The sequence below is a fragment of the Burkholderia sp. AU19243 genome, from assembly GCF_018148075.1.
Taxonomy (GTDB): Bacteria; Pseudomonadota; Gammaproteobacteria; order Burkholderiales; family Burkholderiaceae; genus Burkholderia; species Burkholderia latens_A.
Genome location: NZ_JAGSTV010000012.1, coordinates 34,535 through 60,947 on the forward strand (window position 1 = coordinate 34,535; position 26,413 = coordinate 60,947).

21 protein-coding genes, 1 tRNA gene, 1 pseudogene and 2 riboswitches are annotated in these 26,413 nt (G+C 60.9%); of the genes and pseudogenes, 9 read left to right on the top strand and 14 right to left on the bottom strand.

Translation table 11 applies throughout. The annotated features are described in order from the left end of the window. Positions 1-6: 6 nt before the first annotated feature. Entirely contained in the window at positions 7-1,818 is a 1,812-nt protein-coding gene (gene tssF / locus KDW55_RS21375; protein ID WP_212198035.1) for a type VI secretion system baseplate subunit TssF, read from the top strand. A gap of 51 nt (positions 1,819-1,869) precedes the next feature. Here the strand turns inward: tssF and KDW55_RS21380 are convergent, their stop codons facing one another. From KDW55_RS21380 to KDW55_RS21390, 3 genes are read right to left on the bottom strand one after another with little or no spacing between them, the layout of a single operon-like run. Continuing rightward, positions 1,870-2,121 (bottom strand): PAAR domain-containing protein, encoded by a 252-nt coding sequence (locus KDW55_RS21380; protein WP_038789787.1) that lies wholly within the window; start codon positions 2,119-2,121, stop codon positions 1,870-1,872. 11 nt (positions 2,122-2,132) lie between these two features. Further along, positions 2,133-2,864, bottom strand: a complete 732-nt coding sequence (locus KDW55_RS21385; RefSeq protein ID WP_069240861.1) for a putative type VI secretion system effector — start codon at positions 2,862-2,864, stop codon at positions 2,133-2,135. Then, positions 2,861-3,628 (bottom strand): hypothetical protein, encoded by a 768-nt coding sequence (locus tag KDW55_RS21390; RefSeq protein WP_249181337.1) that lies wholly within the window; start codon positions 3,626-3,628, stop codon positions 2,861-2,863. Before KDW55_RS21390 ends, KDW55_RS21385 begins: the two co-directional genes overlap by 4 nt. Between KDW55_RS21390 and KDW55_RS21395 the strand changes: the two genes are divergently transcribed. Next, a complete protein-coding gene (locus KDW55_RS21395; protein WP_069240863.1) occupies positions 3,587-4,114 on the top strand; it encodes a type VI secretion system baseplate subunit TssF in 528 nt (175 codons plus the stop codon). The two genes, KDW55_RS21390 and KDW55_RS21395, sit on opposite strands and share 42 nt — an antisense overlap. Positions 4,115-4,166: 52 nt before the next feature. Here KDW55_RS21395 and KDW55_RS21400 read toward each other — a convergent pair whose 3' ends face one another. From KDW55_RS21400 to KDW55_RS21440, 9 genes are read right to left on the bottom strand one after another with little or no spacing between them, the layout of a single operon-like run. Beyond that, on the bottom strand, positions 4,167-4,442 hold the full coding sequence (locus KDW55_RS21400) for a PAAR domain-containing protein (protein ID WP_082721606.1): 276 nt from the start codon (positions 4,440-4,442) through the stop codon (positions 4,167-4,169). A 55-nt stretch (positions 4,443-4,497) separates the two neighbouring features. Further along, the gene (locus KDW55_RS21405; protein ID WP_083252943.1) at positions 4,498-5,241 is read right to left on the bottom strand and encodes a putative type VI secretion system effector; all 744 of its coding nucleotides are present in this window, start codon (positions 5,239-5,241) and stop codon (positions 4,498-4,500) included. A 50-nt stretch (positions 5,242-5,291) separates the two neighbouring features. Further along, complete coding sequence (locus KDW55_RS21410; RefSeq protein WP_212161063.1) at positions 5,292-6,029, bottom strand: putative type VI secretion system effector; 738 nt, start codon at positions 6,027-6,029, stop codon at positions 5,292-5,294. 50 nt (positions 6,030-6,079) lie between these two features. Beyond that, positions 6,080-6,817: a putative type VI secretion system effector gene (locus KDW55_RS21415; protein ID WP_069241907.1), complete on the bottom strand. Its 738-nt coding sequence runs from the start codon at positions 6,815-6,817 to the stop codon at positions 6,080-6,082. Positions 6,818-6,867: 50 nt separating this feature from the next. After that, positions 6,868-7,611, bottom strand: coding sequence for a putative type VI secretion system effector (locus KDW55_RS21420; protein ID WP_212161061.1), 744 nt, complete (start codon positions 7,609-7,611; stop codon positions 6,868-6,870). Positions 7,612-7,661: 50 nt separating this feature from the next. Continuing rightward, the gene (locus KDW55_RS21425) at positions 7,662-8,405 is read right to left on the bottom strand and encodes a putative type VI secretion system effector (protein ID WP_069240866.1); all 744 of its coding nucleotides are present in this window, start codon (positions 8,403-8,405) and stop codon (positions 7,662-7,664) included. A 2-nt stretch (positions 8,406-8,407) separates the two neighbouring features. Then, the gene (locus tag KDW55_RS21430; protein ID WP_212161060.1) at positions 8,408-11,269 is read right to left on the bottom strand and encodes a T6SS effector BTH_I2691 family protein; all 2,862 of its coding nucleotides are present in this window, start codon (positions 11,267-11,269) and stop codon (positions 8,408-8,410) included. Between the two features lie 20 nt (positions 11,270-11,289). After that, complete coding sequence (locus tag KDW55_RS21435; protein ID WP_249174021.1) at positions 11,290-12,288, bottom strand: DUF4123 domain-containing protein; 999 nt, start codon at positions 12,286-12,288, stop codon at positions 11,290-11,292. Between the two features lie 13 nt (positions 12,289-12,301). Then, positions 12,302-14,833, bottom strand: coding sequence for a type VI secretion system Vgr family protein (locus KDW55_RS21440; protein WP_212161058.1), 2,532 nt, complete (start codon positions 14,831-14,833; stop codon positions 12,302-12,304). 515 nt (positions 14,834-15,348) lie between these two features. Between KDW55_RS21440 and KDW55_RS29495 the strand changes: the two are divergent. After that, positions 15,349-15,549, top strand: a pseudogene (locus KDW55_RS29495) (site-specific integrase); the annotation flags it as partial. A 76-nt stretch (positions 15,550-15,625) separates the two neighbouring features. On the opposite strand, the gene KDW55_RS21445 reads toward KDW55_RS29495, so the two are convergent. Next, positions 15,626-15,701 (bottom strand) — tRNA-Arg (locus KDW55_RS21445). Positions 15,702-15,953: 252 nt separating this feature from the next. On the opposite strand from KDW55_RS21445, the gene KDW55_RS21450 reads away from it, so the two are divergent. Then, a complete protein-coding gene (locus KDW55_RS21450; protein ID WP_040142842.1) occupies positions 15,954-16,844 on the top strand; it encodes a c-type cytochrome in 891 nt (296 codons plus the stop codon). Positions 16,845-16,955: 111 nt separating this feature from the next. Here the strand turns inward: KDW55_RS21450 and KDW55_RS21455 are convergent, their stop codons facing one another. Next, positions 16,956-19,043 carry a UvrD-helicase domain-containing protein gene (locus KDW55_RS21455; protein WP_212161056.1) on the bottom strand — a complete coding sequence of 696 codons (2,088 nt, stop codon included), beginning with the start codon at positions 19,041-19,043 and terminating at the stop codon, positions 16,956-16,958. Between the two features lie 616 nt (positions 19,044-19,659). On the opposite strand from KDW55_RS21455, the gene KDW55_RS21460 reads away from it, so the two are divergent. The 5 genes from KDW55_RS21460 (at position 19,660) to gcvP (ending at position 26,381) form a co-directional block, all read left to right on the top strand. Continuing rightward, a complete protein-coding gene (locus tag KDW55_RS21460) occupies positions 19,660-20,712 on the top strand; it encodes an oxidoreductase (RefSeq protein ID WP_069240911.1) in 1,053 nt (350 codons plus the stop codon). 204 nt (positions 20,713-20,916) lie between these two features. After that, on the top strand, positions 20,917-21,279 hold the full coding sequence (locus KDW55_RS21465; protein ID WP_040142834.1) for a hypothetical protein: 363 nt from the start codon (positions 20,917-20,919) through the stop codon (positions 21,277-21,279). A gap of 130 nt (positions 21,280-21,409) precedes the next feature. Next, positions 21,410-21,515, top strand: a riboswitch (glycine riboswitch). A 32-nt stretch (positions 21,516-21,547) separates the two neighbouring features. After that, a riboswitch (glycine riboswitch) is annotated at positions 21,548-21,681 on the top strand. A gap of 84 nt (positions 21,682-21,765) precedes the next feature. Continuing rightward, positions 21,766-22,884 carry a glycine cleavage system aminomethyltransferase GcvT gene (gene gcvT / locus KDW55_RS21470; protein ID WP_040142832.1) on the top strand — a complete coding sequence of 373 codons (1,119 nt, stop codon included), beginning with the start codon at positions 21,766-21,768 and terminating at the stop codon, positions 22,882-22,884. Positions 22,885-23,011: 127 nt separating this feature from the next. Further along, positions 23,012-23,392, top strand: a complete 381-nt coding sequence (gene gcvH, locus KDW55_RS21475; RefSeq protein ID WP_040142830.1) for a glycine cleavage system protein GcvH — start codon at positions 23,012-23,014, stop codon at positions 23,390-23,392. A gap of 61 nt (positions 23,393-23,453) precedes the next feature. Continuing rightward, the gene (gene gcvP / locus KDW55_RS21480; RefSeq protein ID WP_212161055.1) at positions 23,454-26,381 is read left to right on the top strand and encodes an aminomethyl-transferring glycine dehydrogenase; all 2,928 of its coding nucleotides are present in this window, start codon (positions 23,454-23,456) and stop codon (positions 26,379-26,381) included. The last annotated feature ends 32 nt before the right edge of the window (positions 26,382-26,413 follow it).

The window sequence follows — 26,413 nt, forward strand, 5'->3', positions numbered from 1 at the left end:
CACGCAATGGATCATCTGCTTCCGCACTACGAACGAGAACTTTCCGTGCTGCGCCGGTCAGTTGCGATCTTTGCGACACGCTATCCCAAAATCGCCGTTCGTCTCGGGATTTCCGGCGACCGCTCCGAAGATCCCCACGTCGAACGGATGCTGCAGTCGTTCGCTCTCCTTGCTGCGGATATAGGAAGCCGGCTCGACGACAACTATCCGGAATTCGCCGAGTCCCTCCTCGGCATGCTGTATCCCCAGTATCTCCGAACGGTTCCTGCGTGTGCAATCGCGCAGTTCGATGTCTCAGACATGTTCGAGAAGCTCACTGAGCCGTCGCTCATTGCCCTCGGCACGGAACTGGCGAGCAAAACGGAAGACTGCCTTTTCCGAACCGTATATGACGTAACGTTAGCTCCCGTGCGGATTTCGACTGCACGCTACGCTCCGACAACTGCCGTTCCCGCCGACGTCGTCCTGCCCGCCTGCACAACCGGTCTGCTTTCCATCACCTTTGAGGTTGCCCGCCCCGACTTCCGCATCGACGCCGTTCCCCGTCCGTTGCGCATCCATGTCGACGGCCCTCGCGAAGTCGTCGGCGCGGCAATGGATACGATGACAATGCACGCGGCAGCTGCCTTCGTCGAGAACGCCGAACATCGCTGGTCAACGCTGATCGCGCCGCCGCTCGCCGCCGCCGGCTACGATGAGGCCGAGAAGCTGCTCGACGAAGACGACGGGCCACCAGCCCTGCGGCTGCTCACCGAATATTTTGCGTTTCCGAAGAAATTCGATTTCGTTGACGTCGACCTCGCAGCGCTCGCACATACGGCGGGCTCCAGCCGGCAACTCACCTTGCATCTCGCCATTTGCGACGTTCATCCAGATTCGTGGACGGCACAGCGACTAAAGAATCTATCGGCGGACAATCTGAGGCTTTTTTGCACGCCAATCGTCAACCTGTTCCGGCTTACGTCGCTGCCACTCAAGCGGAGTCCGCTCACGAACACGTATCCCGTGCAATCCCAGAATACGGGTGTTGCGGGTGTCGAAGTTTGGTCTGTCGAGTCGGTCCGCGCCACGAAAGGCAGTTCCAGAGCGAATATCATTCATCCGTTCACGTCACTCATGCACGGCGATTCCGGCAAACCAGCGGGCCCCTATTGGGTCCTCATGCGCCATAACGCGGCCTTGCCATCGGGAAAGAAGGAAACCGCGCTCAGCTTGGTCGAACTCGACGGCCGACCGGCGGCCGACACCGGAATCGAACAGATAACGGCAGATGTCACCTGCTCGAATGGCAATTTCCCTCGCACGATGCGGGCCGGCGCCGAGGATGGTGATCTGGTAAACGAGCAGGGACCGATGGTTTCTCGCATCGTGATGCTGGACGCGCCGACAGAAGTGGCGCGATTGTCAAGTGATGGCGACGCTGCTTGGCGGCTCATCACGCAGTTGGCCCCGCACTCGATCGAATTGTCCCGCACCGGGCTTGCGGAGCTGAAACGCCTGTTCCGCCAGTTCATTGCTCAATCCACTGGACACGCGAAACTCCTCGACGGACTGACCAATCTGAGCCATCGAGCCAAACAGCTCTGGCTTCCGGGAAAACCAATGCCGAGTTTCGTTCGGGGTTTGGAAGTGACGTTGACGGTCGACGAACAAGCGTTTGCCGCCGTCAGTTTGAACTCTTTCATTAGCGTGATGGAGCACTTCTTCACCGTGCACGCGCCGACGACCAGCTTTGTTCAACTCGTCGTGATGTCGGCCAATTCCGGCGCGGAAATTCGACGTTGCGCGCCACGACCAGGCACAACCATGCTCGCCTGATTTTCCTGCCTCTAAACCGCGAAGATCAAGTCACTCTGTAGCCCATGCCGATCAGGTAAGGCTCGAAATCAGATGACAACCGCAGGTCGCCCGGTGACCGTGCCGGGCAATCGGAACACCGTTATCTGTCATCGATTCATCGCCCTCTTCGATCAAATTCGGTTTGACGTCCGGGTGTTGGGGGCAAGTTACCTCATCCCCCTTGCGAGCAACGAAACGACCGTCGAAACGCATCGTCGACGAACCCGTGATCACTTTGCCGCCGTGGTCTGTATCATCGCCGACACGGATGAGATTCATCATCGCAGAATACCTTACGAACGATAGCGAAAATAGTGAATACCATATTCGAGATCTCGATTCTCCGGCCTCATCTGCTTCGACGAACGTACGAGATTAATCCTACGTACGTCACTCCAGCCGTAGCACGAGAAAACGACCTCGGCCAATCTAGCGAAGTGCTTCATCTTCAGATAAGCACGGTGGAATAATATCCAAAAAACAATCAATGAAAAACCCCAAGCACCGGTCATTACCAGAATATGCGTACTTAAATCAATCCCCTCATGGTTCCGGAACATAAAGACCGTTACAATACCACTGCAAAACCCCCAGGCGATTAACATGAATTTCATAAGCCAGCGATAAAGTGCCGATCGCCCTCTCGTCGCATGTGGATACACCGCCACCATATCGTCCTGAACTCTCCGGATTGAATAGGTAAAGTACCGATCACGCGGCCTCGGTTCGGCAACGATCTCGACCTCATCACCGTCTTTCATCGGCATTTTCCAGAGCCATCCCTCGATCTGCTTGCCGTCGAGTTCAAATTCCACCCAGTCCGCTTCTTCCTCCGAATTCGCGGAAGATTGAATTAACCCAATTGCAGATGCACCCATGCCCGCCAACGCTGCCCCAGCAGCCGTCGCTTGTATGTAGGCATGCTGCGCTTCACTTAAAACGAAATCCTGCTGGCGACGCCGGCACTTAAGGTTACTGATCGTGCCTCGCAGCACCTGAACTGCATATTCTCGCTCGGAACTCATGCCATCTCCGTCATTGCCTTATCAAAGTCTTTTTCCTGTTGCTCCATATCTGTGTATTTCTCGACGCCATGATCTTTCACTCGAAGGATAGCCTCTTTACCGGTACCAAATGCACACCGAGAACACCAGGACTCCAACTCATCGGGGGTTAGGGTATCGGCAAGTACCTGCAATGCAAACAATCCAATCGTCGCTTCCCACGTGATTAGCATGCTCACCGCTCGCAGTGATGCAATCATTACCACTCGCGGCGCCACTGTCTCGACCGCCATAATAACGACGCGGCTTCCAGTACGGGCTGCCAGTTTCTTAAACAGTGGCGCTGCAGTACTAATGGCATCGATCACGAACGCTGTGCCGCTGGCCACCCCTAACCCAGCCTTCACGAATAACACTGCCATCACATCATATTGGCCGGCCTTTTCCTTCTTACTCCCTGCCCCAGCATCTAACCACGCCGCCGCAAATGCCCCAGCCCCCGACAAAAAGCCACCTACCATCTTCCAACTCATCGTCCGAACAGCCTTCTTCAGCGTCCCGTAATACGGAGTCATCGTAATTGTGATGATCGACGCACTGAGTGATGCGCCAGACTTGATCAACTTGGCGTTGGTATCTTCGTCCTTGGCTTCCGACATCCGATGCCAGGAATTCACCAACTCACATGGCGCAGCAATCAAACTGCAGACGTCATCTGCTCGAATGGCAATTTCCCTAGAACGATGCGAGCAGGCGCCGAGGATGGCGATCTGGTCAACGAGCAAGGAACGATGGTTTCTCGCATCGTGATGCTGGATGCGCCAACAGAAGTCGTGCGATTGTCGTGCGAAGGCGACGCAGCTTGGCGACTCATCACACAGTTTTCCCCGCACTCGATCGAATTGACCCGCACCGGGCTTGCGGAGGTGAACCGCCCGTTCCGCCAGTTCACCGCTTACTCCGAAGTACACACGAAACGGGTTGACGGACTGACGAACCTGAGCCATCGAGCCAAACAGCTCTGGCTTCCAGGAAAACCAATGCCGAGTTTCGTTTGGAGCTTGGAAGTGACGTTGACGGTCGACGAACAAGCGTTTGCCGCCGTCAGTTTGAACGCGTTCATCAGCGTGATGGATCACTGCTTCACGGTGCACGCGCCGACGATCAGCTTTGTTCAACTCGTCGTGATGTCGGCCAACACTGGTGGAGAAATTAGACGCTGTGCACCGCGACCTGGCACAATTCCGCTCGCTTGGCAGGCTATGGCATAGTCCGCAAAAACAGATAGGCGCATGCCTTGTCAGCATAGAGCGCATTTCTTCTTCAGACCGTCGAACATCCCGATCCACTGCCTGCCTTAACGTGGTTCGTTCCGCACGGGCACAGAACCAGATCGCCATCCAAGACGCATGACCGACCGTCCTCTTGCATATCGGTACCGCTACCTTGGATCGGATGCTCGCCAGGACATTTGGTGCACGTTGCCATTTCGTGATCCAGGGCGATACGTCTGTCGCCATCATACATACTCGAAGCGGTCGCGATAACGTGGCCGCCTGTCGTAGTCAAATCGCCATCACATACCAATGCCTTGCTCACAATACTCTCTCGTCAATTGACTGGCGGTAGCAGTTCGATACCGATCGATGAGGACTCAAGACTCGGCATAACGAAAAATCAGCTTACCCATCTGCCAGGTGTCTTCAGGTTGCCGTAGCTTCTTCGATGCTTTCGGCAAGTCAACATTAGGCGGATCCTTCCAGCCAAATGTCGCAAATATCTTGTTTGCCATTGGCAACTGCCTTTTAAATCTACGGCTGACTCTATAAGCAATCAAGACAGCCGTGACTTCCCATACCGTCCATGCAGACGCAAACACCCCGACACTCCCACCCCAACCATTCGGCATGCCGTTAGACATAGCGAACACTACGACGAGTAGTGTAACTACCAACCCACAGCCAGTCCAAAACAATATAGACCATTTAAGGAAAAATTTTAAAACCGCCCTACTCCCACGCTCGCAATGAGGATGAACGGACAAAATGCCATCACTACACCGCCTGATTGCATATCCAATCCACCCAGACTCTGCCCGCTCCGCAACGACTTCGACTTCATCGCCGTTTTCAAAGACAGATAGCCAGATCCATGCGCGGACTTCCTCACCGTTTAGTCTGAACGTCACTAGATCCCCCACTGTATCCGTGAACTCTGTGGACGTGCTGAGGTTGAGCGCAATATCGTTCAGGCCCGCCAGCGCCGCCACGACCGCGGTTCGCTCTATCGCTTGCTTGTCCGATTCCGTGAAAACCGCCTCGTAGGCTGCACGGCGTATCGTTAGTCCCGTAATAGTTCCACGCAGAAGCACCGGGGCAGTAGCCTGCTTACTGTCCATCTATGTATCCTGTTGGAGCCAACACTCCTACGTCTTCATTCAACCAAAAATCAGGACTCGGCATAGCGAAAAATCAGCTTACCCATCTGCCAGGTATCTTCAGGTTGCCGTAGTTTCTTCGATGCTTTCGGCAAGTCTACGTTGGGCGGATTTTTCCAGCCAAATGTCGAAAAAATCCTATTTGCCATCGGCAATTGCCTCTTGAATCTATGGCCAATTCTAAATGCAACAAAAACTGCCAAAATCTCCACCACCAGCCAGATACCAAACAGGGATTTCGCCACAAAGAACCATTGATCTCGGTCCTGAGGCAGCGTTTGCATTAAAAAAAATGTCGGAACCAATGCACACACACTCCAAAATAGCACCGACCATTTTATGAAAAATTTGGTAAGCGCTCGACTACCACGCTCACAATGAGGATGAACGGACAAAATGCCATCACTGCACCGCCTGATTGCATATCCAACCCATCCAGACTCTGCCCGCTCCGCAACGACTTCGACTTCATCACCATTGTCAAAGACAGACAGCCAGATCCATGCGCGGACTTCCTCACCGTTCAGTCTGAACGTCACCAGATCCCCCACCGTATCCGTGAACTCCGTGGACGTACTGAGGTTGAGCGCGATATCGTTCAGGCCCGCCAGCGCCGCCACGACCGCGGTTCGCTCCATTGCTTGCTTGTCCGCTTCGGTGAAAACAGCCTCGTAGGCTGCACGGCGTATCGTTAGTCCCGTAATAGTTCCACGCAGAAGCACCGGGGCAGTAGCCTGCTTACTGTCCATCTATGTATCCTGTTGGAGCCAACACTCCTACGTCTTCATTCAAGCAAAAATCAGGACTCGGCATAGCGAAAAATCAGCTTACCCATATGCCAGGTATCTCCAGGTTGCCGTAGTTTCTTCGATGCTTTCGGCAAGTCTACGTTGGGCGGATTTTTCCAGCCAAATGTCGCAAATATCCGATTAGCCATCGGCAATTGGCTCTTGAACCTCCCCCAAACCCTATACGCAATAAAGACAGCCATGACCTCAATCACCAGCCATGCGAGAAGCCCTGCCTTCAATAAAATTTGCCAGCCGTCGCTATCATTAACCAACATCACGATTTGAATTAACGTTATGATCGACGCGCACGCACCCCAAAATAGCATCGACCATTTTAGAATATTCCTGAAAAGCGCTCGGCTACCACGCTCACAATGAGGATGAACGGACAAAATTCCATCACTACGCCGCCTGATTGCATATCCAACCCATCCAGACTCTGCCCGCTCCGCAACGACCTCGACTTCATCACCATTTTCAAAGACAGACAGCCAGATCCATGCACGGACTTCCTCACCGTTCAGTCTGAACGTCACCAGATCCCCCACCGTATCCGTGAACTCCGTGGACGTACTGAGGTTGAGCGCGATATCGTTCAGGCCCGCCAGCGCCGCCACGACCGCGGTTCGCTCCATTGCTTGCTTGTCCGCTTCGGTGAAAACAGCCTCGTAGGCTGCACGACGCTTCGTCAGTCCTGTAATGGTTCCACGCAGAAGCACCGGGGCGGTAGCCTGCTTACTGTCCATCTGTGTATCCTGTTGGAGCCAACACTCCTGCGTCTTCATTCAACGAAAAATCAGAACTCGGCATAGCGGAAAATCAGCTTACCCATCTGCCAGGTATCTCCAGGTTGCCGTAGCTTCTTCGAAGTTTTCGGCAAGTTAACATTAGGCGGATCCTTCCAGCCAAATGTCGCAAATATCTTGTTTGCCATGGGCAATTGCCTCTTAAATCTTCGACTAACATTATAGGCAATAAAGACCGCCATCGCCTCAATAACACCCCATGAAACAATAAAAGTTTTAATAAAAAATATCCATCGATTATGCACGCCGCCGTAAAGCATAAGTGACGCCACCAGCAGCGTCACAGCCAATGCACACCCGCTCCAGAATAGCACCGAAAATTTCAGGAAAAATTTAAATAGCGCCCTACTCCCACGCTCGCAATGAGGATGAACGGACAAAATGCCATCACTACACCGCCTGATTGCATATCCAACCCACCCAGACTCTGCCCGCTCCGCAACGACTTCGACTTCATCGCCGTTTTCAAAGACAGATAGCCAGATCCATGCGCGGACTTCCTCACCGTTCAGTCTGAACGTCACTAGATCCCCCACCGTATCCGTGAACTCCGTGGACGTACTGAGGTTGAGCGCAATATCGTTCAGGCCCGCCAGCGCCGCCACGACCGCGGTTCGCTCCATTGCTTGCTTGTCCGGTTCCGTGAAAACCGACTCGTAGGCTGCACGACGTTTCTCGAGTCCCATAATGGTTCCACGCAGAAGCACCGCGGCAGTAGCCTGCTTACTGTCCATCTGTGTATCCTGTTGGAGCCGACACTCCTACGTCTTCATTCAAAGAAAAATCAGGACTCGGCATAGCGGAAAATCAGCTTACCCATCTGCCAGGTATCTCCAGGCTGCCGTAGCTTCTTCGAAGTTTTCGACAAGTTAACATTTGGCGGATCCTTCCAGCCAAATGTCGCAAATATCTTGTTTGCCATTGGCAACTGCCTTTTAAATCTTAACCATATTCTGAATGCCACGAATACAGCAATTCCCTCCAGCACCACCCCGCCAGTCAGATAGACCTCCAGCATCAACTCCCAATTATCAAAGGAGCTATCACGCATTGTCATTGCCGTTACAAGCAACATCATCGCCAACGCACACCCTCCCCAGAATAGCGTCGACAATTTAAGGAAATATTTAAACAGCGCTCGACTGCCACGTTCACAATGAGGGTGAACGGACAAAATGCCATCACTACACCGCCGGATCGCATATCCAATCCATCCAGATTCTGCCCGCTCCGCAACGACTTCGACTTCATCGCCATTTTCAAAGACAGATAGCCAGATCCATGCGCGGACTTCCTCACCGTTCAGTCTGAACGTCACTAGATCCCCCACCGTATCCGTGAACTCGGTGGACGTACTGAGGTTGAGCGCAATATCGTTCAGGCCCGCCAGCGCCGCAACGACCGCGGTTCGCTCCATCGCTTGCTTGTCCGCTTCCGTAAAAACTGCCTCGTAGGCTGCACGACGTTTCGTCAGTTCCGTAATGGTTCCGCGCAGAAGCATCGGGGCACTAGCCTGCTTACTGTCCATCGTTAATTCCCCGTTACAGCAAGCGCCGCTTCAAAACTGGCCTGCTGCTTTTCCAATGTGAGTGCTTTATCTGGTGCGGTTCCGAAAGGGGAACTCGACAGCCAGTTTTCAAGATCGTCCGGCGTAAAGTAATTGTAGATCAGCGTAATTACCGTCAAGATTACCGCCACTTCCCAGCCCGTTGCGATCAGGATCAAACGTCCGCTGAGCATGAGCCATCCGCCTGCGGATACTTCAGTCGCAAGTCCGAGTGCAACTGTCTCGCCAGCATATGTCCTAGCGCCTTTGAGCACCGTGCTCTTCACAAATCCTTCCAGCTTTTCGGCAGCAAGACCGGCAGCCTTGCCCTCGATGCGGGCCTGAGCACCTGCCATGCCGGCCGACAGCCGCCCAAGGAACCGCATTTTTCCAGGAGAGAGGCTGGTCGATCGCATAAGCAATGGCGCAGAGGAACTGATAGCCGTTAGAACGGTAGCAATACCCGATCCAAGATCAATTCCTCCTTTAATAAAATAAAATGCCGCCTGCTTATAATTACCGGACGACAATCCAGAGCTCACTTTCATCCCATCGGTCGTCACTGATATGAACGATGAAATCCCCCCCAAACAGCTCGCCGCAACTTTCATGCTGGCCAGTGTCGCAGTGGCCGACGACTTCCCGAACCCGCTGAGCCATTTGTTATAAGTATTAAGTCCTGCACCAATCAGGGATAAGGTTCCGCTGGCAATAGCCAATTCGTCAGTAGCGGTCTTGTTCGGCTTTGTCCAGAGCAGGAAGTAATTCATCATCTCGATGATGAACAACGCCCCAGAGATTTTGACCGACGCAGCGGCCTTGTCTCGCGCGGCGTTCGGTGTAAACCGCGCCTCCGCATACAGCTTGCGAACGAGCGCGCCACGATCATCATTCGCCAACGTTGCATATGCTTGTGCCCGAATCTGCATGGGATTCAAGCTCGGATTCTTCGCCTTGATTTCCCATATCGTCTTGCTCATCGCGGCATCCATTTGGCCCTCCCAAGCAGCCAGCTTCACCACGATTCGCTTCGCGTCTTCCAGTACGAGCCCCCCACGAACCATCAGCGCTCCCTTGATCAGGATGCCGCCAACGGAACGAGAAATTGGCCCGAAGACATTTATCAGCGCACGTCCCGACCACAGCGTCAATCGCTCGATCCCCAGAGCCTTGAGCGGTCGCTCGGTCGCCGACCCCGCGCGCTCATGCTTGAAGATGTCTTCGACCTTTTCGTAAAACTTCACAAACGACTTCAGATAGCCAAGATCGGCGGCGATCGACGCCTGTTTCAACTCGTACCACGACACTGCCTGATCCACGATCGATTCGCTCTTGGTGGCCTGCACCCTGATCAGGAACGTTTTCAGTTCATCGCGAATATCCGTCTGGTTATAGGCAAACGCCCTCCAGAAGTAGCTGCGCTCATCGGTGGGGTCCATGTTGTTGATGAGTTTTTCGACAATACGCAGCCCCGTGCTCGTCGCAGACAATCCGGCATACGCCTCATCGATCACACCGTGAAACGCCATGCCATCAGCCGGGTCATCCGGATGATAGTCGTTGAGTGCATGCCGAAACGTATCTGCAGCGAGCCAAGCATCGCGGTCGGGTACGCGCTGCTTCTGCAACTCCTCGCACTTGCTGGTGACCTTATCAAACCAAATGCTGAAGTTGTTCGGCCACTTTCCACCTTTGAGGCTGGCCTGATATTTGCGCCAAGCCTTGTCGCCTGCTGCCTGCTTTTCCTCGGGCGTGAGCTTGCCCGCGTTATCGATCAACTCTAACGCGCTGGGCGGCATGATCCCGCCATCGCCTGCGCCAAGTGCCGCACTCATCATCCCCTGGCGGAGCATGCTCTCGCTAAGCGCCGCACCACTGCGAACCGCCCTTTCGGCTGCTTCGATGGACTGGGTGGCGTCCACGCGAAGCGGCTGCATGCTGGTGTAGCGCATCAGCATGCCAGCCGGATCGTTGTGAAACCCGGCGAGTTCGTGCGTGATACCGATCCCGTCCCACAACGCCAGCAGCATCGGTTTATGCGGCGTACCGCCGGCATTCTCACCAATTTCGTTCATCAGCTTGACCAGATCTTTGCTGGCCGAGCCCGACGGCGACGTTTGACGGATATGCAGCGGATAGCGCGTGGCTTCCTGCTCCCAAATGCTATCGTCGGTCGCACGCCCATACTCGTCTGTCGCGATCGGCTTGGCGGGCGGCGCGAGCAAGTCCGCCTTCAGGCCAGGCTGGTACTCGACGATCTGGTCTATTCCAGCTTGGGTAGCAACCGTCGCATGCCCGGCCTCGCCCTTGTTCATGCCGAACATGCCGCTTCCGGTCTTGATCCACGTCGCCGGCATGATGACCTGCATGCGTTCGGTGCGCAGCTTCGGGGACGTCGCGTACTTCTGGAAAACCTCTTTGATCCACGGATATTCGGAAAACGCGATGAACACCCGCGTCGCCTTCTCCGGTTTCTCGATGGCGATGACATCCATGGGTACAGCACCGCCGCGCTGCGCGCACGCCGGGTCCGTTTTCGGCTCCGACGGCAGGGGAATCGTCTGCTTCCAGAGTCGACCATCTTCGGTCACCCGGTAAGCCTCCCAGTAATTGTTGCCGCGCGCGCCTTTCTCGTAGAAGAGATAGAGCCAGCCTTCACGGAGGGTTCTCAGGCTGTAATGATGCGCGCTCAATGCGACATCCAGCGTGCCTGGGCCACTAATGCCGGGCGGAATTGCATTCGGCATGGTTTTCGGTACGACGGCGTACCGGACTGGCAAGATTGCGAGCCCGGATTTCATGCAGTTCGGGCAGGTCGCAGTACAAGTCAGGGAAGTGTTTGCCATGATCTGTTTCGTTATAAGGTTCAGGCGCGGCCACCGGCGCTATCCGAGACTCGCAGGCGCTCATGCCACGCGCCTTGACGAATCTCCGCAATCTCGTCCGACGTGAGTTCGCCGATACATTCGGCATAGAGGTCCCCGTCGGCCCTGTTACCCAGTAATTGCAGAACCTGCGGATGCAGGTCGAACTCCGGATGCCACGAGAGCGCGTGGCCAACAAACGCCACCTGGTCCTCCTCGTCGATCAAGCCATAGCTTCGAGCCCTCGCCGCTGCTGCGACAGCCGAATTAACCTCATGCTGATGAGGCTGGCGATCGTGCTCATATGCGTGCAGCGCAAGCGCGCGATTGACGATGCCATGGAGATGGAGGGCCTGCCATTGCACGACCTCCAGTACAAAGTCTTCCCGCCGGCCCGTGGTGTTCATCCGCGTGACGGGGGTCGCGCCAGCGTCGAGCGTATGCCACGCCTGGATCGGCCCCAGCAAGGCATGCTGCTGCGCCGGGGTCAACACGGGCCAGAGCAGCGCCTGTGAGCGAGAATCGTAAAATCTGAGCAAGCAAAGGCGGCTTTGATCGTCGTTCTGAAGCGCGAGACGAGCACAATGTGCCGCGACCTCCGCCGCTGATGCGAAACTTGCGAGCCAACCCCCGATCCGTTGCCCCAGTCCTTCAGCCATCGATTGCGGGCGCCGGTCCTCGAACGCCAGCCGTACACTTTCTTCCAGCGCGGCGACACCTGAATCAGTTTTGAGATCCAGTTCGAGAAGGTAGGGATAATGCGACGGCGAGACCGCCTCGTGATCGATTGCCACATCCGACCTGGGCATACTGGCGAATGGCGAGTTGTCGCCGGCGTCGCCAGCCATCGGGTCTCGCTGGGTCGGGTCGACGATCAGCAGGCAACGCATATCTGGATGCTGCTTGAACCAAGCCTTCAACGTATTGGCGTGCTCGCGGATCTTGACCGATTCCGCCACGGGATCGTCCGCATCGACACGATCATGTCCTTGCATTTGCATAGATGACATCGGCTTACCCCAGCACGACCGTTGACGCGCTATTGGCGGATGCCGATGCCGTCTGCCACGAACAACCCTTCGTCACGCTCGTAATCTGAGCCGGCAGGCGCATGGACGATGCCCCCTGTTTGCTCCACGATGCACCCTTCTCGAGGATCTGCCCGGTCGTCCCATTCTCGATCAGATCGGGCGTGATCTTGATATACGAACCGCCTGCTCCAATCCAGATTTCCTTGTCCGCTGAAATCACCACGCGGCCGTCCACGCTCGTGATGCTCAAATCCTGCTGCGAGGTCAAGGCCATTGCATCGCTTTTCGCCTGAATCTCGACCTTGCCTTTCGCGGCAAAGAGCTTGATCCCCGCGTTCTGCGCGAACAGGCTGATCTTCTCCATCACACTCGCGATCAGCGATTTGCCGGCCGCCACATGCGTACTCTTACCGCTGACGATATTGACTTGCTGATTGGCCGTCAGTTGCGCTGAATCCTGAGTCGACAGCCCCAAGCCCGCAGGACTCGCCATCAACATGATCGGTGTCGAAAAGCCGTTTGCGTTACCCGTGCCGCCGCCGCCGGTCCGACCGCCGCTGCCAGCGCCGCCGCTCACGCTATAGTGCGTCGCGTCGGTGAACTTCTTGAGTGCGTCGTGCCCTTCCTGCAAACTTTCGGCCTGGTTCGCCGAGCTCGCCTGCGACGTCAAATCCACAACGGTTTCCGCGCTGGCCAGCTGCTCAGAAGCAGCGGTCACGTTCAATGGCTGGTTCGTTGCCGTCGGGTGGGTTGACACGAACAGGCCCTGCCCTGCCCGAATGGCGCCGTATGCGTCCGATTTGAGATCGAAACCGCTGCCGAGAAACGCGCCGCGCGTGTTGTCCGTGTGCTGGATCAGGTACCCCAGGTGCAAGTGGGACTGATAGCTGCTCGAGTAAAGGTGAACCCGATTTTGCTGCGTCGAGTCGTCCATCACGAGCTGGTTGTACCCAGTGCCGTTGTACTCGCGAGAACGATAGCCGGACAAGAGGCCGTTCGTATGCCACACCGGCTGCGTAGCCCCCCCGTACATTCTCGCGATGATGACGGGCCGGTCACAGTCACCTTCCATGAAACCGACGACCACTTCGTCGCCCTTGCGCAGCGGCTGAATTCCACCTCGATTCGAGCCTGCATCCAGGAACGTCGGGCGCACCCAGCACGATGCACGTTCATCCTGGCCATTGCGGCGGTTCCAGTGGAACCACACCTTCACCCGGTTCAGTGAATCGGTGTACACCTCTTCCCCGCTCGGGCCGGCGACGATTGCATTCTGCAACTGCATCACCGGCTTCTTGTGTTCGAACGGGCTACGGAACGGGACGTTGCGCGGTTGCGCCTCGACCACCACCTGAAAAAAACCTTCGCTGCCGTCTGCGTGGCGAACCGTCGCGCCAGCCTTCGCTTGCGCAACTTCCGCAGCCAGCCCGTCGGGAAATTGATCCGCCTCGTCCAGACCGGGCAGGTTATTGCAAATCAGCCAGTCAACCCCGAGCAGAACAAATTCCCGATCCGGTTGGCTGCCCGCGTCATGCACCGGATGACCGCGAAGTTCGAAGCGCCGCCCCGGCATCGCGCAGCGCAAGCCGCCTATTCCGTGAAAACGTTTCATCCGCGATTTGCGCTCTTCAAGCCGAATCTGGGCAAGACGCTCACCTTGCTCGCGGTCCGACCACATGTACGCGCCAGGGTAGTCGTAGATTTCCCCATCGGTCGGCAACTCGCCGTTCACGTCCGTCACACCCTGCACCTGCCGAGGAAGATCCGGGCGCTTGTAGTCGAACGAGCGCGACGTCAGCTGCGCGCTGTCGATCTGAAGCTGCTCCTTCCACTGCGCGAACCCGTCCAGTTCCCCACTGATTTCCGTACGACCGAACTCGACAACGGGTTGTTTCAGTTGAGGAACGAAATAAACGTCGTCCGTCAAAACCATCGTGTGCGACCGGCCATTTTCGGCTTGCTCGAAGTACGGAAATACGCCGACCTCTTCCATGCTGCGATAGACGAAATTCAGGTCGTATTCCCACTGCACGCGATTGGAATAGGACGGCAGCGGCTTATGAAGCTCGTAGCGAAACGCGCCACGCGCTTGAGGATGCTCGTTGAAGACGTCGGTCAGAATCTGTTCGCCATTCTGCTCCTGCCAGTCACGCATGTCGCGGCGCAGACGCAAGAAATAGAGCCAGGACGAGAACGCCAACTTGTAAAAGGTCAGCGGCCCATCCGCGCCCAGCCTGCTGAATCGGTGAACGTAGCCATGGATCGGCATGTACGAGCCGTCCGTCTGCTGAATCCAGAGCGTGACCGGCTTGGCGAGCAACGCACCCAGTTCAATCTGGCTACCGCGTGGTGAAACGGCATCAATCACGAATTCGTAATCGCGACCGAGTCGAGCGGTGCCCTTCACATAGAGTGGCAATAACCAGTCGACGCCAAGCGGCGTGTCGAGTTTGACAAGACGATTGTATTGCGCGTCGCCCAGACGCAACGTCTTATAAAGTGCGGTGTGGCCCATGCAGCTTTCCCTTGGTTGGTATTCAGGTGGGGTTTCTGCCGAGGGCTGATTATAAATGCCTTTCGGAACAAGACGATAGTGCGCCTCGCATACCGAACTATCTCGAAAAATGGCGAGCTGACGTTCGAGCGTGAAATGGCCGCAATCTCACAATCTTTCAGGAAAAAATTTCCGCTTATTCGTAAGCCAGATTTTTTAAATCACATATCACCTTCCTGAGCACGGCCAGCTACGGCCGCTCCGCCGAAGTACTTCCGCGTCGGCGCACACTTCGCTCAGGAGACTTCGTGAATTCGAGTCTCTACATCGCCATACTGGTCGGCCTGACCTTCGTCCTCGTCGCCATGTTCGCGTTCGGGTGCTATTGGCTCGCGACCAAGATCAACCCACTCCCCTCGGACCCCTGCCCCACCCTCGCCGTCGTCCACTAGGATCGACGAACACGATGAATGGGAAGCGCAGGCGCCGTATCCCGATCATGCGCTGGACGCCCTACGCAACCCGGTTTCAGCAGGGCGAGCTGGCATGTGCAGCGCGGTACACCGCTGCAGGTGCTGACGGAACTCGGCGGTTGGGAAACGATGGAGATGGTGCAACGATACGCGCACCTTTCGGCCGACCGACTCGCGCAGTGGGTGACGCCGCACACGCCCGTCGCGGCGGTAATCCCGATGCCGGTACCAGCGGAACGAGAGGCAATGCGGATGACCGGATAACGGCAGCGTAGGTGTACTTTAGCTACACCAAGTAAGGCAGGGAGACGGGTGAAATCGCTGAGAGGCTTGTCAGACTTGGCGCGCCCGGCTGGGATCGAACCAGCAACCCCTGCCTTCGGAGGGCAGTACTCTATCCATTGAGCTACGGGCGCCTGTGACAGTGAAACGACCCCAATAAACCGGCCGCCCACCATTGGCAAGACGGCAAGGATACCCGGTTTCCCATGACGCGTCCACCTTGGCTGCAGAATCGTCGTCCGGCCCTCATTCGTGCGGGTAAACACGCGCCTTCGCGCCGCTCGCCGTGATGTAAACGTTCCGTCTATAATCGTCCGTGCTTCATTGGACTGCCATTTTGCCGTTGCACCGCGCTCACAATTCCTATTCACGGAGACGAGGCAAGCATGAGCGAAGCACCCCACGAATCTCCCGTCAAAACTCCCGGGCAGCTGATTGCCGTTGTCATTGCATCATTCGCGATTCCGATTGCGCTGATCGTCCTGTTTGCCACCTATGCCAACCATGCATTCCGTTCCGGCGCAGGCACCGACGCGCTCTCCGACGCACAGGTCGCCGCGCGGATCGCGCCGATCGCACAGGTCGAGGTGAAGGACGCCAACGCGCCCCGCACGTACAAGACCGGCGAGGAAGTCTACAAAGCCGTTTGCGTGACCTGTCACGGCACGGGTGCGGCCGGCGCACCCAAGTTCGGCAACAAGGACGACTGGGCGCCGCGCATCGCGCAAGGCTTCGACACACTGCTGAAAACGGCGCTGTCCGGCAAGGGCGCGATGCCGCCGCGCGGCGGCACGAGCCCCGACGACGTCAGCGACTACGAGATCGCCCGCGCGATCGTCTACATGGCGAACAACGACGGTGCGAACTTCCCCGAACCCGCCGCACCGGCCGCCAACGCGGCGCAGGCAGCAAGCGGCGCGGCCGGTGCATCGGGCGCGGACGCGTCGAACGCGCAGGCCGCCGCCGCAATGGCCGCGATCGCCGCGATTCCGAAGACGGGCGAGAAACCCGCTGCCGCGCCAACGAGCGCCGACGCCGCATCGGCCGGCAAGGCGCTGTACACGCAGGTGTGCCAGGCGTGTCACGCAGCCGGCGTGCTGGGCGCGCCGAAGTTCGGCAGCAAGGAAGACTGGGCGCCGCGCCTGAAGGATTCGATGGACACCGTCTACAACTACGCGCTGCACGGCAAGGGCGCGATGCCGCCGAAAGGCGGGTCGAACGCGTCTGACGCCGACGTGAAGGCGGCTGTCGACTACATGGTCAACGCAGCGAAGTAACCGTCCCGCCGCGCTGCCGTAAAAAACCCCCGCAATGCATACGCATCGCGGGGGTTTTGTTTTGCGGAAACCCGAACTCGATCCGGCATGCCGGCCGAAGCCGCGCGCCGCCTACTTCTGCAGCAACGCCTTCAGGCTCGCGAGCCGGTCCTTCGGCGACATCGGCGCCTCTTCCGGCGTCGGCGGCGGCGCGTCGTCTAGGCCCATCTCGGGGATGAAGCGCGACGGCTCGCACACGACCGTCTCGCGCGCCCGCTTGCGCTTCTTGCACCAGTTCAGGTGCAAACTGCGCTGCGCGCGCGTGATCGCGACGTACATCAGCCGGCGCTCCTCCTCGATCCGCTCGTTGTCGATCGGGCCGTCGTCGTCGCTGCCGCCGCGGTGCGGCATGATGCCCTCCTCGACGCCGACCAAAAACACGTGCGGATACTCGAGCCCCTTCGACGCATGGACGGTCGACAGCCGCACCGCGTCCGGATCCTCGTCCTTGCCTTCGAGCATCGACATCAGCGCGACGGTCTGGATCAGGCCGAGCAGGTTCTTGCCGGTGTCCGCGAGCCCGTCCGCGTTGTGGAAGCCGTCAGCCTCGCCGTCGACGGCCTCCGTCTCCGGCTTGGTGCCCTTGCGCTTCAGCCATTCCAGGAATTCGAGCACGTTCTGCCACTTCGACTGCGCCTGCCGCTCGTCGAACGCGTCGTACAGGTACGCCTCGTAATGGATGGCCTCCATCATGTCGTCGAGCACGACGCTCGCGGGCTCCTTGTCTGCGCGGTCGGTCAGCCGCTGGATGAAGTCGCAGAACATCCTGAGCGGCTCGATCTGCCGGGCGGACAGCCGCGCCTCGATCCCGCCCATGTACACGGCCTCGAACAGCGACACCTTCGCCTGGCCAGCGAACGAGCCGAGCGCCTCGAGCGTCGTGTTGCCGATCCCGCGGCGCGGCGTCGTGACGGCGCGGATGAACGCGGGATCGTCGTCGGCGTTCGCGATCAGGCGCAGGTATGCGCACAGGTCCTTGATCTCGGCCTTGTCGAAAAACGACTGGCCGCCCGACAGCACGTACGGAATGCGCTCGCGCCGCAGCACCTGCTCGAAAATCCGCGCCTGGAAGTTGCCGCGATACAGGATCGCGTAGTCGCGAAACTGCGCGCGCCGCTCGAACTTGTGCGCGGACAGCCGGAACACGACCGATTCGGCCTCATGCTCCTCGTCGTTGCACGGCGTGACGGTGATCGAGTCGCCCATCCCGTGCTCGGACCACAGCTTCTTCTCGAACAGCTTCGGGTTGTTCGCGATCACGTTGTTCGCGGCGGTCAGGATCCGCACCGTCGACCGGTAGTTCTGCTCGAGCTTGATCACGTGCAGCTTCGGAAAATCCTTGCCGAGCTGCGCGAGGTTCTCGAGCGTCGCGCCGCGCCAGCCGTAGATCGCCTGGTCGTCGTCGCCCACCGCGGTGAACGCGGCGCGCGGGCCCGCGAGCAGCTTCAGCAGCTCGTACTGGCACGCGTTGGTGTCCTGGTATTCGTCGATCAGCAGATAGCGCAGCTTGTTCTGCCAGCGGTCGCGCACCTGCTCGTTCTTCGCGAACAGCTCGGCAGGCAGCCGGATCAGGTCGTCGAAGTCGACCGCCTGGTACGCGTGCAGCGTCGCGACGTAGTTGCGATAGACGAGCGCCGCCTGGTGCTCGTCTTCGTTGGCGGCGATCGTCATCGCCTCCTCGGGCATGATCAGGCCGTTCTTCCACAGCGAGATGGTGCTCTGGATCTTGCGGATCAGGCCCTTGTCGGTGGTGCCGATCTGCTCCTGGATCATCCCGAAGCAGTCGTCCGAATCCATGATCGAGAACTGCGGCTTCAGGCCGACGTGCTCGGCCTCCTGACGCAGAATCTGCACGCCGAGCGAGTGAAACGTGCACACGGTGAGCTGGTTGACGGGCACCTTGCGGCCTTCCTTGCCGGGCGTGGTGAGCGTCTTGCCTTCCAGCAGCTTCGACACGCGCTCGCGCATTTCGGCGGCGGCCTTGTTCGTGAACGTGACCGCCGCGATGTGGCGCGGCTCGAAGCCTTTCGCTTCGATCAGGTGCGCGATCTTCTGCGTGATCACGCGGGTCTTGCCGCTGCCCGCGCCGGCGAGCACGAGGCAGGGACCGTCGAGGTAGCGCACCGCTTCATTCTGAGCGGGGTTGAGGCCTGCGGACATGATGACGGATGATGTTGCGGTTGACGGCGGAACGCCGGGAGGATGCCCCGCGCGACAGGCCTGGAACGCAGGCGGACACGCGGGGCAGGACGCGCATGTTAACACGTCGGCGACGCGCTTTTCCGAAGCGCGCGCGAATGCGCCCGCGCGGCAGTGCCGGCGTTTCGCCCGGCGGCCGCTGCCGGTCCGCTTCTTGTCCCGACGGCCAATCCGGCCCCGCTTCCGGTTCGATCAGCCACAATGGCAGCACGTCGGCGCGCACCGCCAACCACGATCGGATCGGTTGCATCGGACACCGGCTTGCCACGGCCGCCCTCGGCCGGCTGCGTTTCTTCACGCATGCGCCGCCACGCCTGCACTGCCGACGGCGTTCGGCCCGCGGCGCGTCGCCGCCGGCCGACGCGATCACGGCCGGCACACGCCCCACGCGCTGGGCCGGGTGCGGTTGCGCCCGCACCGCGCCAAATGCCGCTCGCCGCGCGCACGTCGCCGGCCGGCGTCGCGCGTTTTGCCGAACGCGCCAGTGTATGCGACGGCGTCATGCCAAAATAGCCGGTCGTTCCCGCGCCTCTCACGGCGCACCGTCCTTTCGTTTCGTACGCAGCCAAGGATTGCCATGTCGTCATTGCTCAGGATTGGTTTGATGGGTTTCGGTTTCGCCGGCGCGACGTTCCACGCGCCCGTAATCGCCACGAGCGGCCGCACCGAGGTCGCCGCGATCGCGACGGGTCAGCCCGATCGCGCGCGCGCCGCGTATCCAGGCGCGCGCATCGTTCCCGATCTCGATGCGCTGCTCGCCCTCGACGACATCGATTGCGTGGTGATCGCCACGCCGAACGACACGCACTTCACGCTCGCGCGGCGGGTGCTCGAAGCCGGCCGCCACGTCGTCGTCGACAAGCCCGTTACGCTCACCGCCGACGAGGCGCTCGCGCTCGCCCGGCTCGCGAACGCGCGCAGCCGCCTGTTCGCGCCATTTCACAATCGCCGCTGGGACGGCGACTTCCTCACCGTGCGCCGCATCGTCGAATCCGGCGAACTCGGCCGGGTGACCTGGTTCGCGTCGCACTTCGACCGCTTCCGCCCGACGCCGCGCACGCGCTGGCGCGAGGAACCCGCGCGCGGCGGCGGCCTGTTGCTCGATCTCGGCCCGCACCTGATCGACCAGGCGCTCGTGCTGTTCGGGCTGCCGCAGACGGTCAGCGCCACGGTGAAAACGCGCCGCGACAACGGCGCCGCGCCCGATCTGGTGCATCTGCTGCTCGGCTATCCGGACAAGGACGTCGCGCTGCACGCGAGCGCGCTGTCGGCGATCGAGCCGCCGCGCTTCACGCTCCACGGCACGTGCGGCAGCTATCAGAAGTTCGGGCTCGACACGCAGGAAGATCAGTTGAAAGCCGGCCTCACGCCGGACCACGTCGAGTTCGGCGGCGGCAACCCGCCCGGCGTGCTGCGCGTACTCGAGGGCGACCTCGAAGTCGAACGCCCGGTGCCGACGCTCGACGGCCAGTACGCGGAGTTCTATCGCGCGCTCGCCGCGTCGGTCCACGACGGCGCACCGTTCCCGGTCGCGCCGCAGGACGCGGTCGACGTGATGACGATCATCGAGCTCGCCGCGCAAAGCGAGCACGAAGGCCGCCGGGTACCGTTCGTGCGCCGCACGGTGTGACCGGCGCACGGCTGGCGCAGCCCGCACGATGCCGCCGCCGTCCCCAGTCGCGCGGCGGGCTTGCCGCGGCGGCCGCGCGTCGCGGTCGCCCCGCCCCCTTCCAAACATTCCGTTACAAACAGTGCGGGAACGAAAGTCAGCGGTCGTCGGGTCTGACGCGTTTCTCAAAAAGTCGATCCGACACCAAACCGTCAGGAGAATGTGATGCAACGGTTGATTCGCGCAGCGGCATGCTGCGTCCTGGTTTCCTCGCTCGCGGCCTGTGTCGTGCAGCCGCAGCGGCCGGCCCGACAGGCGCCCCCGCCCCGGCCGAACCCTCAGGTCGTCGCCAACGACCGTTTGCAGGAGGTCCAGGGGCGGATCGACAACCTGCACCGCCGCATCGACGCGCGCGTGAACGGCGGCTACTACCCGCCGCCGTACGGCGCGCAGCTGCACCACCGGCTCGACGTGATCCGCCAGGAAGCGAACGACATGTCCGCGCAGCACAACGGCGGCCTGTCCGGCGACGAACAGCGCGTGCTGAACCAGGAGCTCGACACGGCCGCGCGCGCGATCGGCGAGTAATCCCGGCTCGGCCGGCGCCTTGAGAGCGGCGGCACCGCTTGCCGCCGCCTGCTGCCGCTTACCGCCGCTTGTCGCGAAGCGACATTCTTTTGCCCAAATTGACAATGCCGACCTGCTCGCGTACAGTCGCCCGCACGCGTCGGGAGAGCGCGTGACCGCGTCGCTTGTGCAACGCCGGTCGCGCCGCCGAAGGGGCACACCCGCAAACTCTCAGGCAAAAGGACCGACCGCGTCGGGGATTCCCGTCCGCGCATTGCGCGGGCCGCCTTCCCCGCACTCTGGAGAGCGGCAGTAGCCCGCTGCGCACAAGCAGCGCGGGCAGGCTGCCCACCGAAGGGGCGCGCGTTCGCCGGCTTGCAGCCGCAGCGCAATCTCTCAGGTATCGAGGACAGAGGGGCATGTACCGGATCGCGTCGCAGGCCCAGGCCGCGACGGTCCGCACATGGCCGTTCTGACCCGCGCGCAAGCGCCTTGCCTGAGGCCTCGATGACTGCACTGAATCACACCCCGCTCAACGCCGCGCACCGCGCGCTCAATGCCCGCATGGTCGACTTCGGCGGCTGGGACATGCCCGTCAACTACGGCTCGCAGATCGAAGAGCACGAGGCCGTGCGCACCGACGCCGGCATGTTCGACGTATCGCACATGTGCGTCGTCGATTTCACCGGCAGCCGCGTGCGCGCGTTCTTCGAACACGCGATCGCGAACAACGTCGGCAAGCTCAAGACGCCCGGCAAGGCGCTCTACTCCTGCCTGCTCAATCCGGAAGGCGGCGTCATCGACGACCTGATCGTCTATTACTTCACCGAAGACTTCTTCCGCGTGGTCGTCAACGCCGGCACGGCCGAGAAGGACATCGCGTGGTTCAACCAGCTCAACGAACAAGGCGGCTTCGGCCTGACGATCGCGCCGCGCCGCGATTTCGCGATCGTCGCCGTGCAGGGTCCGAACGCCCGCGAAAAGGTCTGGACCACGGTGCCCGCCGCGCGCGCCGCGACCAGCGAACTGAAGCCGTTCAACGCCGCGCAAGTCGCCGGCACGCCGTTCGGCGATCTCACCGTGGCGCGCACCGGCTATACCGGTGAAGACGGCTTCGAAGTGATCGTCCCGGCCGCGCACGTCGAAGCGCTGTGGACGGCGCTGCAGCAAAACGGCGTGCGTCCGTGCGGGCTCGGCGCGCGCGACACGCTGCGCCTCGAGGCCGGCATGAACCTGTACGGGCAGGACATGGACGAAACCGTGTCGCCGCTCGACGCGGGCCTCGCATGGACGGTCGACCTGTCGGCGCCGCGCGAATTTGTCGGCCGCGCCGCGCTCGAGCGCGACGGCTCCCGCGCCGCGTTCGTCGGCCTGATCCTGCAGAAGGAAAACGGCAAGGCGGGCGGCGTGCTGCGCGCGCATCAGAAGGTCGTCACGCCGCACGGTGAAGGCGAGATCACGAGCGGCACGTTCTCGCCGTCGATGCAGGAATCGATCGCGTTCGCGCGCGTGCCGGCCGCCGTCCAGATCGGCGACACCGTTCAGGTGCAGATTCGGGACAAGCAACTTCCCGCGCGCGTGGTAAAACTGCCGTTCGTGCGCAACGGCAAGGTCCTCGCTGCGTAACGACCGGGAAGCGACCGGCAGGCCGCGTCCCGGTAAAGCCGGGAAATGGCGCCCGGCGCAACCCCACCCGGCGCGCCCCCGGCGGCGCGCCAGCATAACGAACACACCTTTTATCCAGGAGCATCCGATGAGCAACGTCCCGGCCGATCTGAAGTACACCGACGAACACGAGTGGATCCGCACCGAGGCGGACGGCACGCTGACGGTCGGCATCACCGATCACGCGCAGAGCACGCTCGGCGACATCGTCTTCCTCGAACTGCCGCAAGTCGGCAAGTCGGTGACGGCGGGCGACGCCGTCGGCGTCGTCGAATCGGTGAAGGCCGCATCCGACATCTACTCGCCGGTGTCCGGCGAAGTCGTCGCGATCAACGAAGATGCCGCCAACTCGCCGGAAGAAGTGAACAGCGACGCGTATGGCGTGTGGCTGTTCAAGATCAAGCTCGCGGACGGTGCATCGACCGACAAGCTGATCGACGCCGACGCGTACAGCAAGCTGATCGACTAATTTTCCTTACCCGAACCGCGTGCGGCCGGGCGACCGGCCCGCGCGGGACCAGAGTCACGCCATGAAGCTCGAACACCCGGACCGCCTGATGAACCGCACGCCCCTCTCGCTCGCCGCGCTCGAAACGCACGACGCGTTCGCAGAACGCCACATCGGCCCCGATGCCGCCAGCCAGCAGGCCATGCTCGACACGCTCGGCTTCGCGTCGCGCGCCGCGCTGATCGACGCCGTGATCCCGGCCTCGATCCGCCGCACCGAAACGCTGCCGCTCGGCCCGTTCGCGCAACCGAAGAGCGAGGCGGAAGCGCTCGCCGCGCTGCGCGCGCTCGCGGACAAGAACCAGGTGTTCCGCTCGTATATCGGCCAGGGCTATTACGACTCGCATACGCCGGCCGTGATCCTGCGCAACGTGCTCGAAAACCCGGCGTGGTACACGGCTTACACGCCGTACCAGCCTGAAATTTCCCAGGGCCGCCTCGAGGCGCTCCTGAACTTCCAGCAGATGGTCGCCGACCTGACGGGCCTCGCGATCTCGAACGCATCGCTGCTGGACGAAGCGACGGCCGCCGCCGAAGCGATGACGCTGCTGCAACGCACCGGCAAGCCGAAGTCGAACGTGTTCTACGTCGCCGACGACGTGCTGCCGCAAACGCTTGAAGTGATCCGCACGCGCGCGCTGCCGGTCGGCATCGAAGTCAAGACGGGTCCGGCGGCCGACGCCGCGCAGGCCGACGCATTCGGCGTGCTGCTCCAGTATCCGGGCGTGAACGGCGACGTGCGCGACTACCGCGCGCTCACCGACGCGATTCACGCGGCGGGCGGCCACGTCGTCGTCGCGGCCGACCTGCTCGCGCTGACCGTGCTGACGCCGCCCGGCGAATGGGGCGCGGACGTCGCGGTCGGCAACACGCAGCGCTTCGGCGTGCCGATGGGCTTCGGCGGCCCGCACGCCGCTTACATGGCCGTGCGTGACGAATTCAAGCGCCAGATGCCGGGCCGTCTCGTCGGCGTGACCGTCGACGCGCAGGGCAAGCCGGCGCTGCGCCTCGCGCTGCAGACGCGCGAACAGCACATCCGCCGCGAGAAGGCGACGTCGAACGTGTGTACCGCGCAGGCGCTGCTCGCGATCATGGCGAGCATGTACGCGGTCTACCACGGCCCGCACGGCCTGAAGACGATCGCGCTGCGCGTGAACCGCATCGCGGCGCTGCTCGCCGCCGGCGTGAAGCAGCTCGGCTTCGCGACCGTCAACGACACGTTCTTCGACACGCTGACGATCGATACCGGCGCGCGCACCGCGCAGATCCACGAACTCGCGAAGGCCAAGCGCATCAACCTGCGCCGCGTGAGCGACACGCAAGTCGGCGTATCGGTCGACGAAACGACGACCCGCGACGACCTCGCCGATCTGCTCGACGTATTCGCGCAGGCCGCAGGCGGCACGGCGCCGGCCGTCGACGCGCTGGACGCGGGCCTCGCCGGCGTCGCCGCGCTGCCGGCCGGCCTCGAGCGCACGAGCGCGTACCTCACGCATCACGTGTTCAACCGCCACCATTCCGAAACCGAAATGCTGCGCTACCTGCGCAGCCTGTCGGACAAGGACCTCGCGCTCGATCGCTCGATGATCCCGCTCGGCTCGTGCACGATGAAGCTGAACGCGACATCGGAAATGCTGCCGGTGACGTGGCCCGAGTTCGGCCGAATCCACCCGTTCGCGCCGGCCGAGCAGACCGTCGGCTACCGCGAAATGATCGACCAGCTCGAGCAGATGCTCGTCGCGGCCACCGGCTACGCGGCCGTGTCGCTGCAGCCGAACGCCGGCTCGCAGGGCGAGTACGCGGGCCTGCTGATCATCCACGCGTACCACGCATCGCGCGGCGAAGCGCATCGCGACGTGTGCCTGATCCCGGCGTCCGCGCACGGCACGAACCCGGCGTCCGCGCACATGGCCGGCATGAAGGTCGTGGTCGTCGCGTGCGACGCGCAGGGCAACGTCGACATCGCCGATCTGAAGGCGAAGGCCGAGCAGCATTCGAAGGACCTCGCGGCGATCATGATCACGTATCCGTCGACGCACGGCGTGTTCGAGCAGAACGTGCGCGAGATCTGCGAGATCGTCCATGCGCACGGCGGCCAGGTGTACGTCGACGGCGCGAACATGAACGCGATGGTCGGCCTGACCGCGCCGGGCCGGTTCGGCGGCGACGTATCGCACCTGAACCTGCACAAGACGTTCTGCATCCCGCACGGCGGCGGCGGCCCGGGCGTCGGCCCGGTCGCGGTCGGCGCGCACCTTGCGAAGTTCCTGCCGAACCAGCGTTCGACCGGCTACGCGCGCGGCGAAGAAGGCATCGGTGCGGTGTCCGCCGCGCCGTACGGCTCGGCGTCGATCCTGCCGATCTCGTGGATGTACATCGCGATGATGGGCGCGAAGAATCTGACCGCCGCCACCGAAACCGCGATCCTCAACGCGAACTACATCGCGAAGCGCCTCGCGCCGCACTATCCGGTGCTGTATTCGGGCCCGGGCGGGCTGGTCGCGCACGAGTGCATTCTCGATCTGCGTCCGATCAAGGAAACGAGCGGCATCACCGTCGACGACGTCGCGAAGCGCCTGATGGACTACGGCTTCCACGCGCCGACGATGAGCTTCCCGGTGCCGGGCACGCTGATGGTCGAGCCGACCGAATCGGAATCGCAGGAAGAACTCGACCGCTTCATCGCCGCGATGATCGCGATCCGCGAGGAAATCCGCGCGGTCGAGGAAGGCCGCGCCGACCGCGAGGACAACCCGCTGCGCCACGCGCCGCACACGGCAGCCGTCGTCACCGCGAACGAATGGCCGCATGCGTACTCGCGCGAGCAGGCCGCCTACCCGGTCGCGTCGCTCGGCACGAACAAGTACTGGCCGCCGGTCGGTCGTGCGGACAACGCGTACGGCGACCGCAACCTGTTCTGCTCGTGCGTGCCGATGTCGGAATACGCGTAACGCGCGTAACCCCCGCGTCGCAGCGGGGCGTC

Coding starts and splice junctions, on each gene's coding strand:
- tssF (WP_212198035.1), top strand. CDS start 7: ATGGATCATCTGCTTCCGCACTACGAACGAGAACTTTCCGTGCTGCGC.
- KDW55_RS21380 (WP_038789787.1), bottom strand. CDS start 2,121: ATGATGAATCTCATCCGTGTCGGCGATGATACAGACCACGGCGGCAAA.
- KDW55_RS21385 (WP_069240861.1), bottom strand. CDS start 2,864: ATGAGTTCCGAGCGAGAATATGCAGTTCAGGTGCTGCGAGGCACGATC.
- KDW55_RS21395 (WP_069240863.1), top strand. CDS start 3,587: ATGCGAGCAGGCGCCGAGGATGGCGATCTGGTCAACGAGCAAGGAACG.
- KDW55_RS21405 (WP_083252943.1), bottom strand. CDS start 5,241: ATGGACAGTAAGCAGGCTACTGCCCCGGTGCTTCTGCGTGGAACTATT.
- KDW55_RS21410 (WP_212161063.1), bottom strand. CDS start 6,029: ATGGACAGTAAGCAGGCTACTGCCCCGGTGCTTCTGCGTGGAACTATT.
- KDW55_RS21415 (WP_069241907.1), bottom strand. CDS start 6,817: ATGGACAGTAAGCAGGCTACCGCCCCGGTGCTTCTGCGTGGAACCATT.
- KDW55_RS21420 (WP_212161061.1), bottom strand. CDS start 7,611: ATGGACAGTAAGCAGGCTACTGCCGCGGTGCTTCTGCGTGGAACCATT.
- KDW55_RS21425 (WP_069240866.1), bottom strand. CDS start 8,405: ATGGACAGTAAGCAGGCTAGTGCCCCGATGCTTCTGCGCGGAACCATT.
- KDW55_RS21430 (WP_212161060.1), bottom strand. CDS start 11,269: ATGGCAAACACTTCCCTGACTTGTACTGCGACCTGCCCGAACTGCATG.
- KDW55_RS21435 (WP_249174021.1), bottom strand. CDS start 12,288: ATGCAAATGCAAGGACATGATCGTGTCGATGCGGACGATCCCGTGGCG.
- KDW55_RS21440 (WP_212161058.1), bottom strand. CDS start 14,833: ATGGGCCACACCGCACTTTATAAGACGTTGCGTCTGGGCGACGCGCAA.
- KDW55_RS21450 (WP_040142842.1), top strand. CDS start 15,954: ATGAGCGAAGCACCCCACGAATCTCCCGTCAAAACTCCCGGGCAGCTG.
- KDW55_RS21455 (WP_212161056.1), bottom strand. CDS start 19,043: ATGTCCGCAGGCCTCAACCCCGCTCAGAATGAAGCGGTGCGCTACCTC.
- KDW55_RS21460 (WP_069240911.1), top strand. CDS start 19,660: ATGTCGTCATTGCTCAGGATTGGTTTGATGGGTTTCGGTTTCGCCGGC.
- KDW55_RS21465 (WP_040142834.1), top strand. CDS start 20,917: ATGCAACGGTTGATTCGCGCAGCGGCATGCTGCGTCCTGGTTTCCTCG.
- gcvT (WP_040142832.1), top strand. CDS start 21,766: ATGACTGCACTGAATCACACCCCGCTCAACGCCGCGCACCGCGCGCTC.
- gcvH (WP_040142830.1), top strand. CDS start 23,012: ATGAGCAACGTCCCGGCCGATCTGAAGTACACCGACGAACACGAGTGG.
- gcvP (WP_212161055.1), top strand. CDS start 23,454: ATGAAGCTCGAACACCCGGACCGCCTGATGAACCGCACGCCCCTCTCG.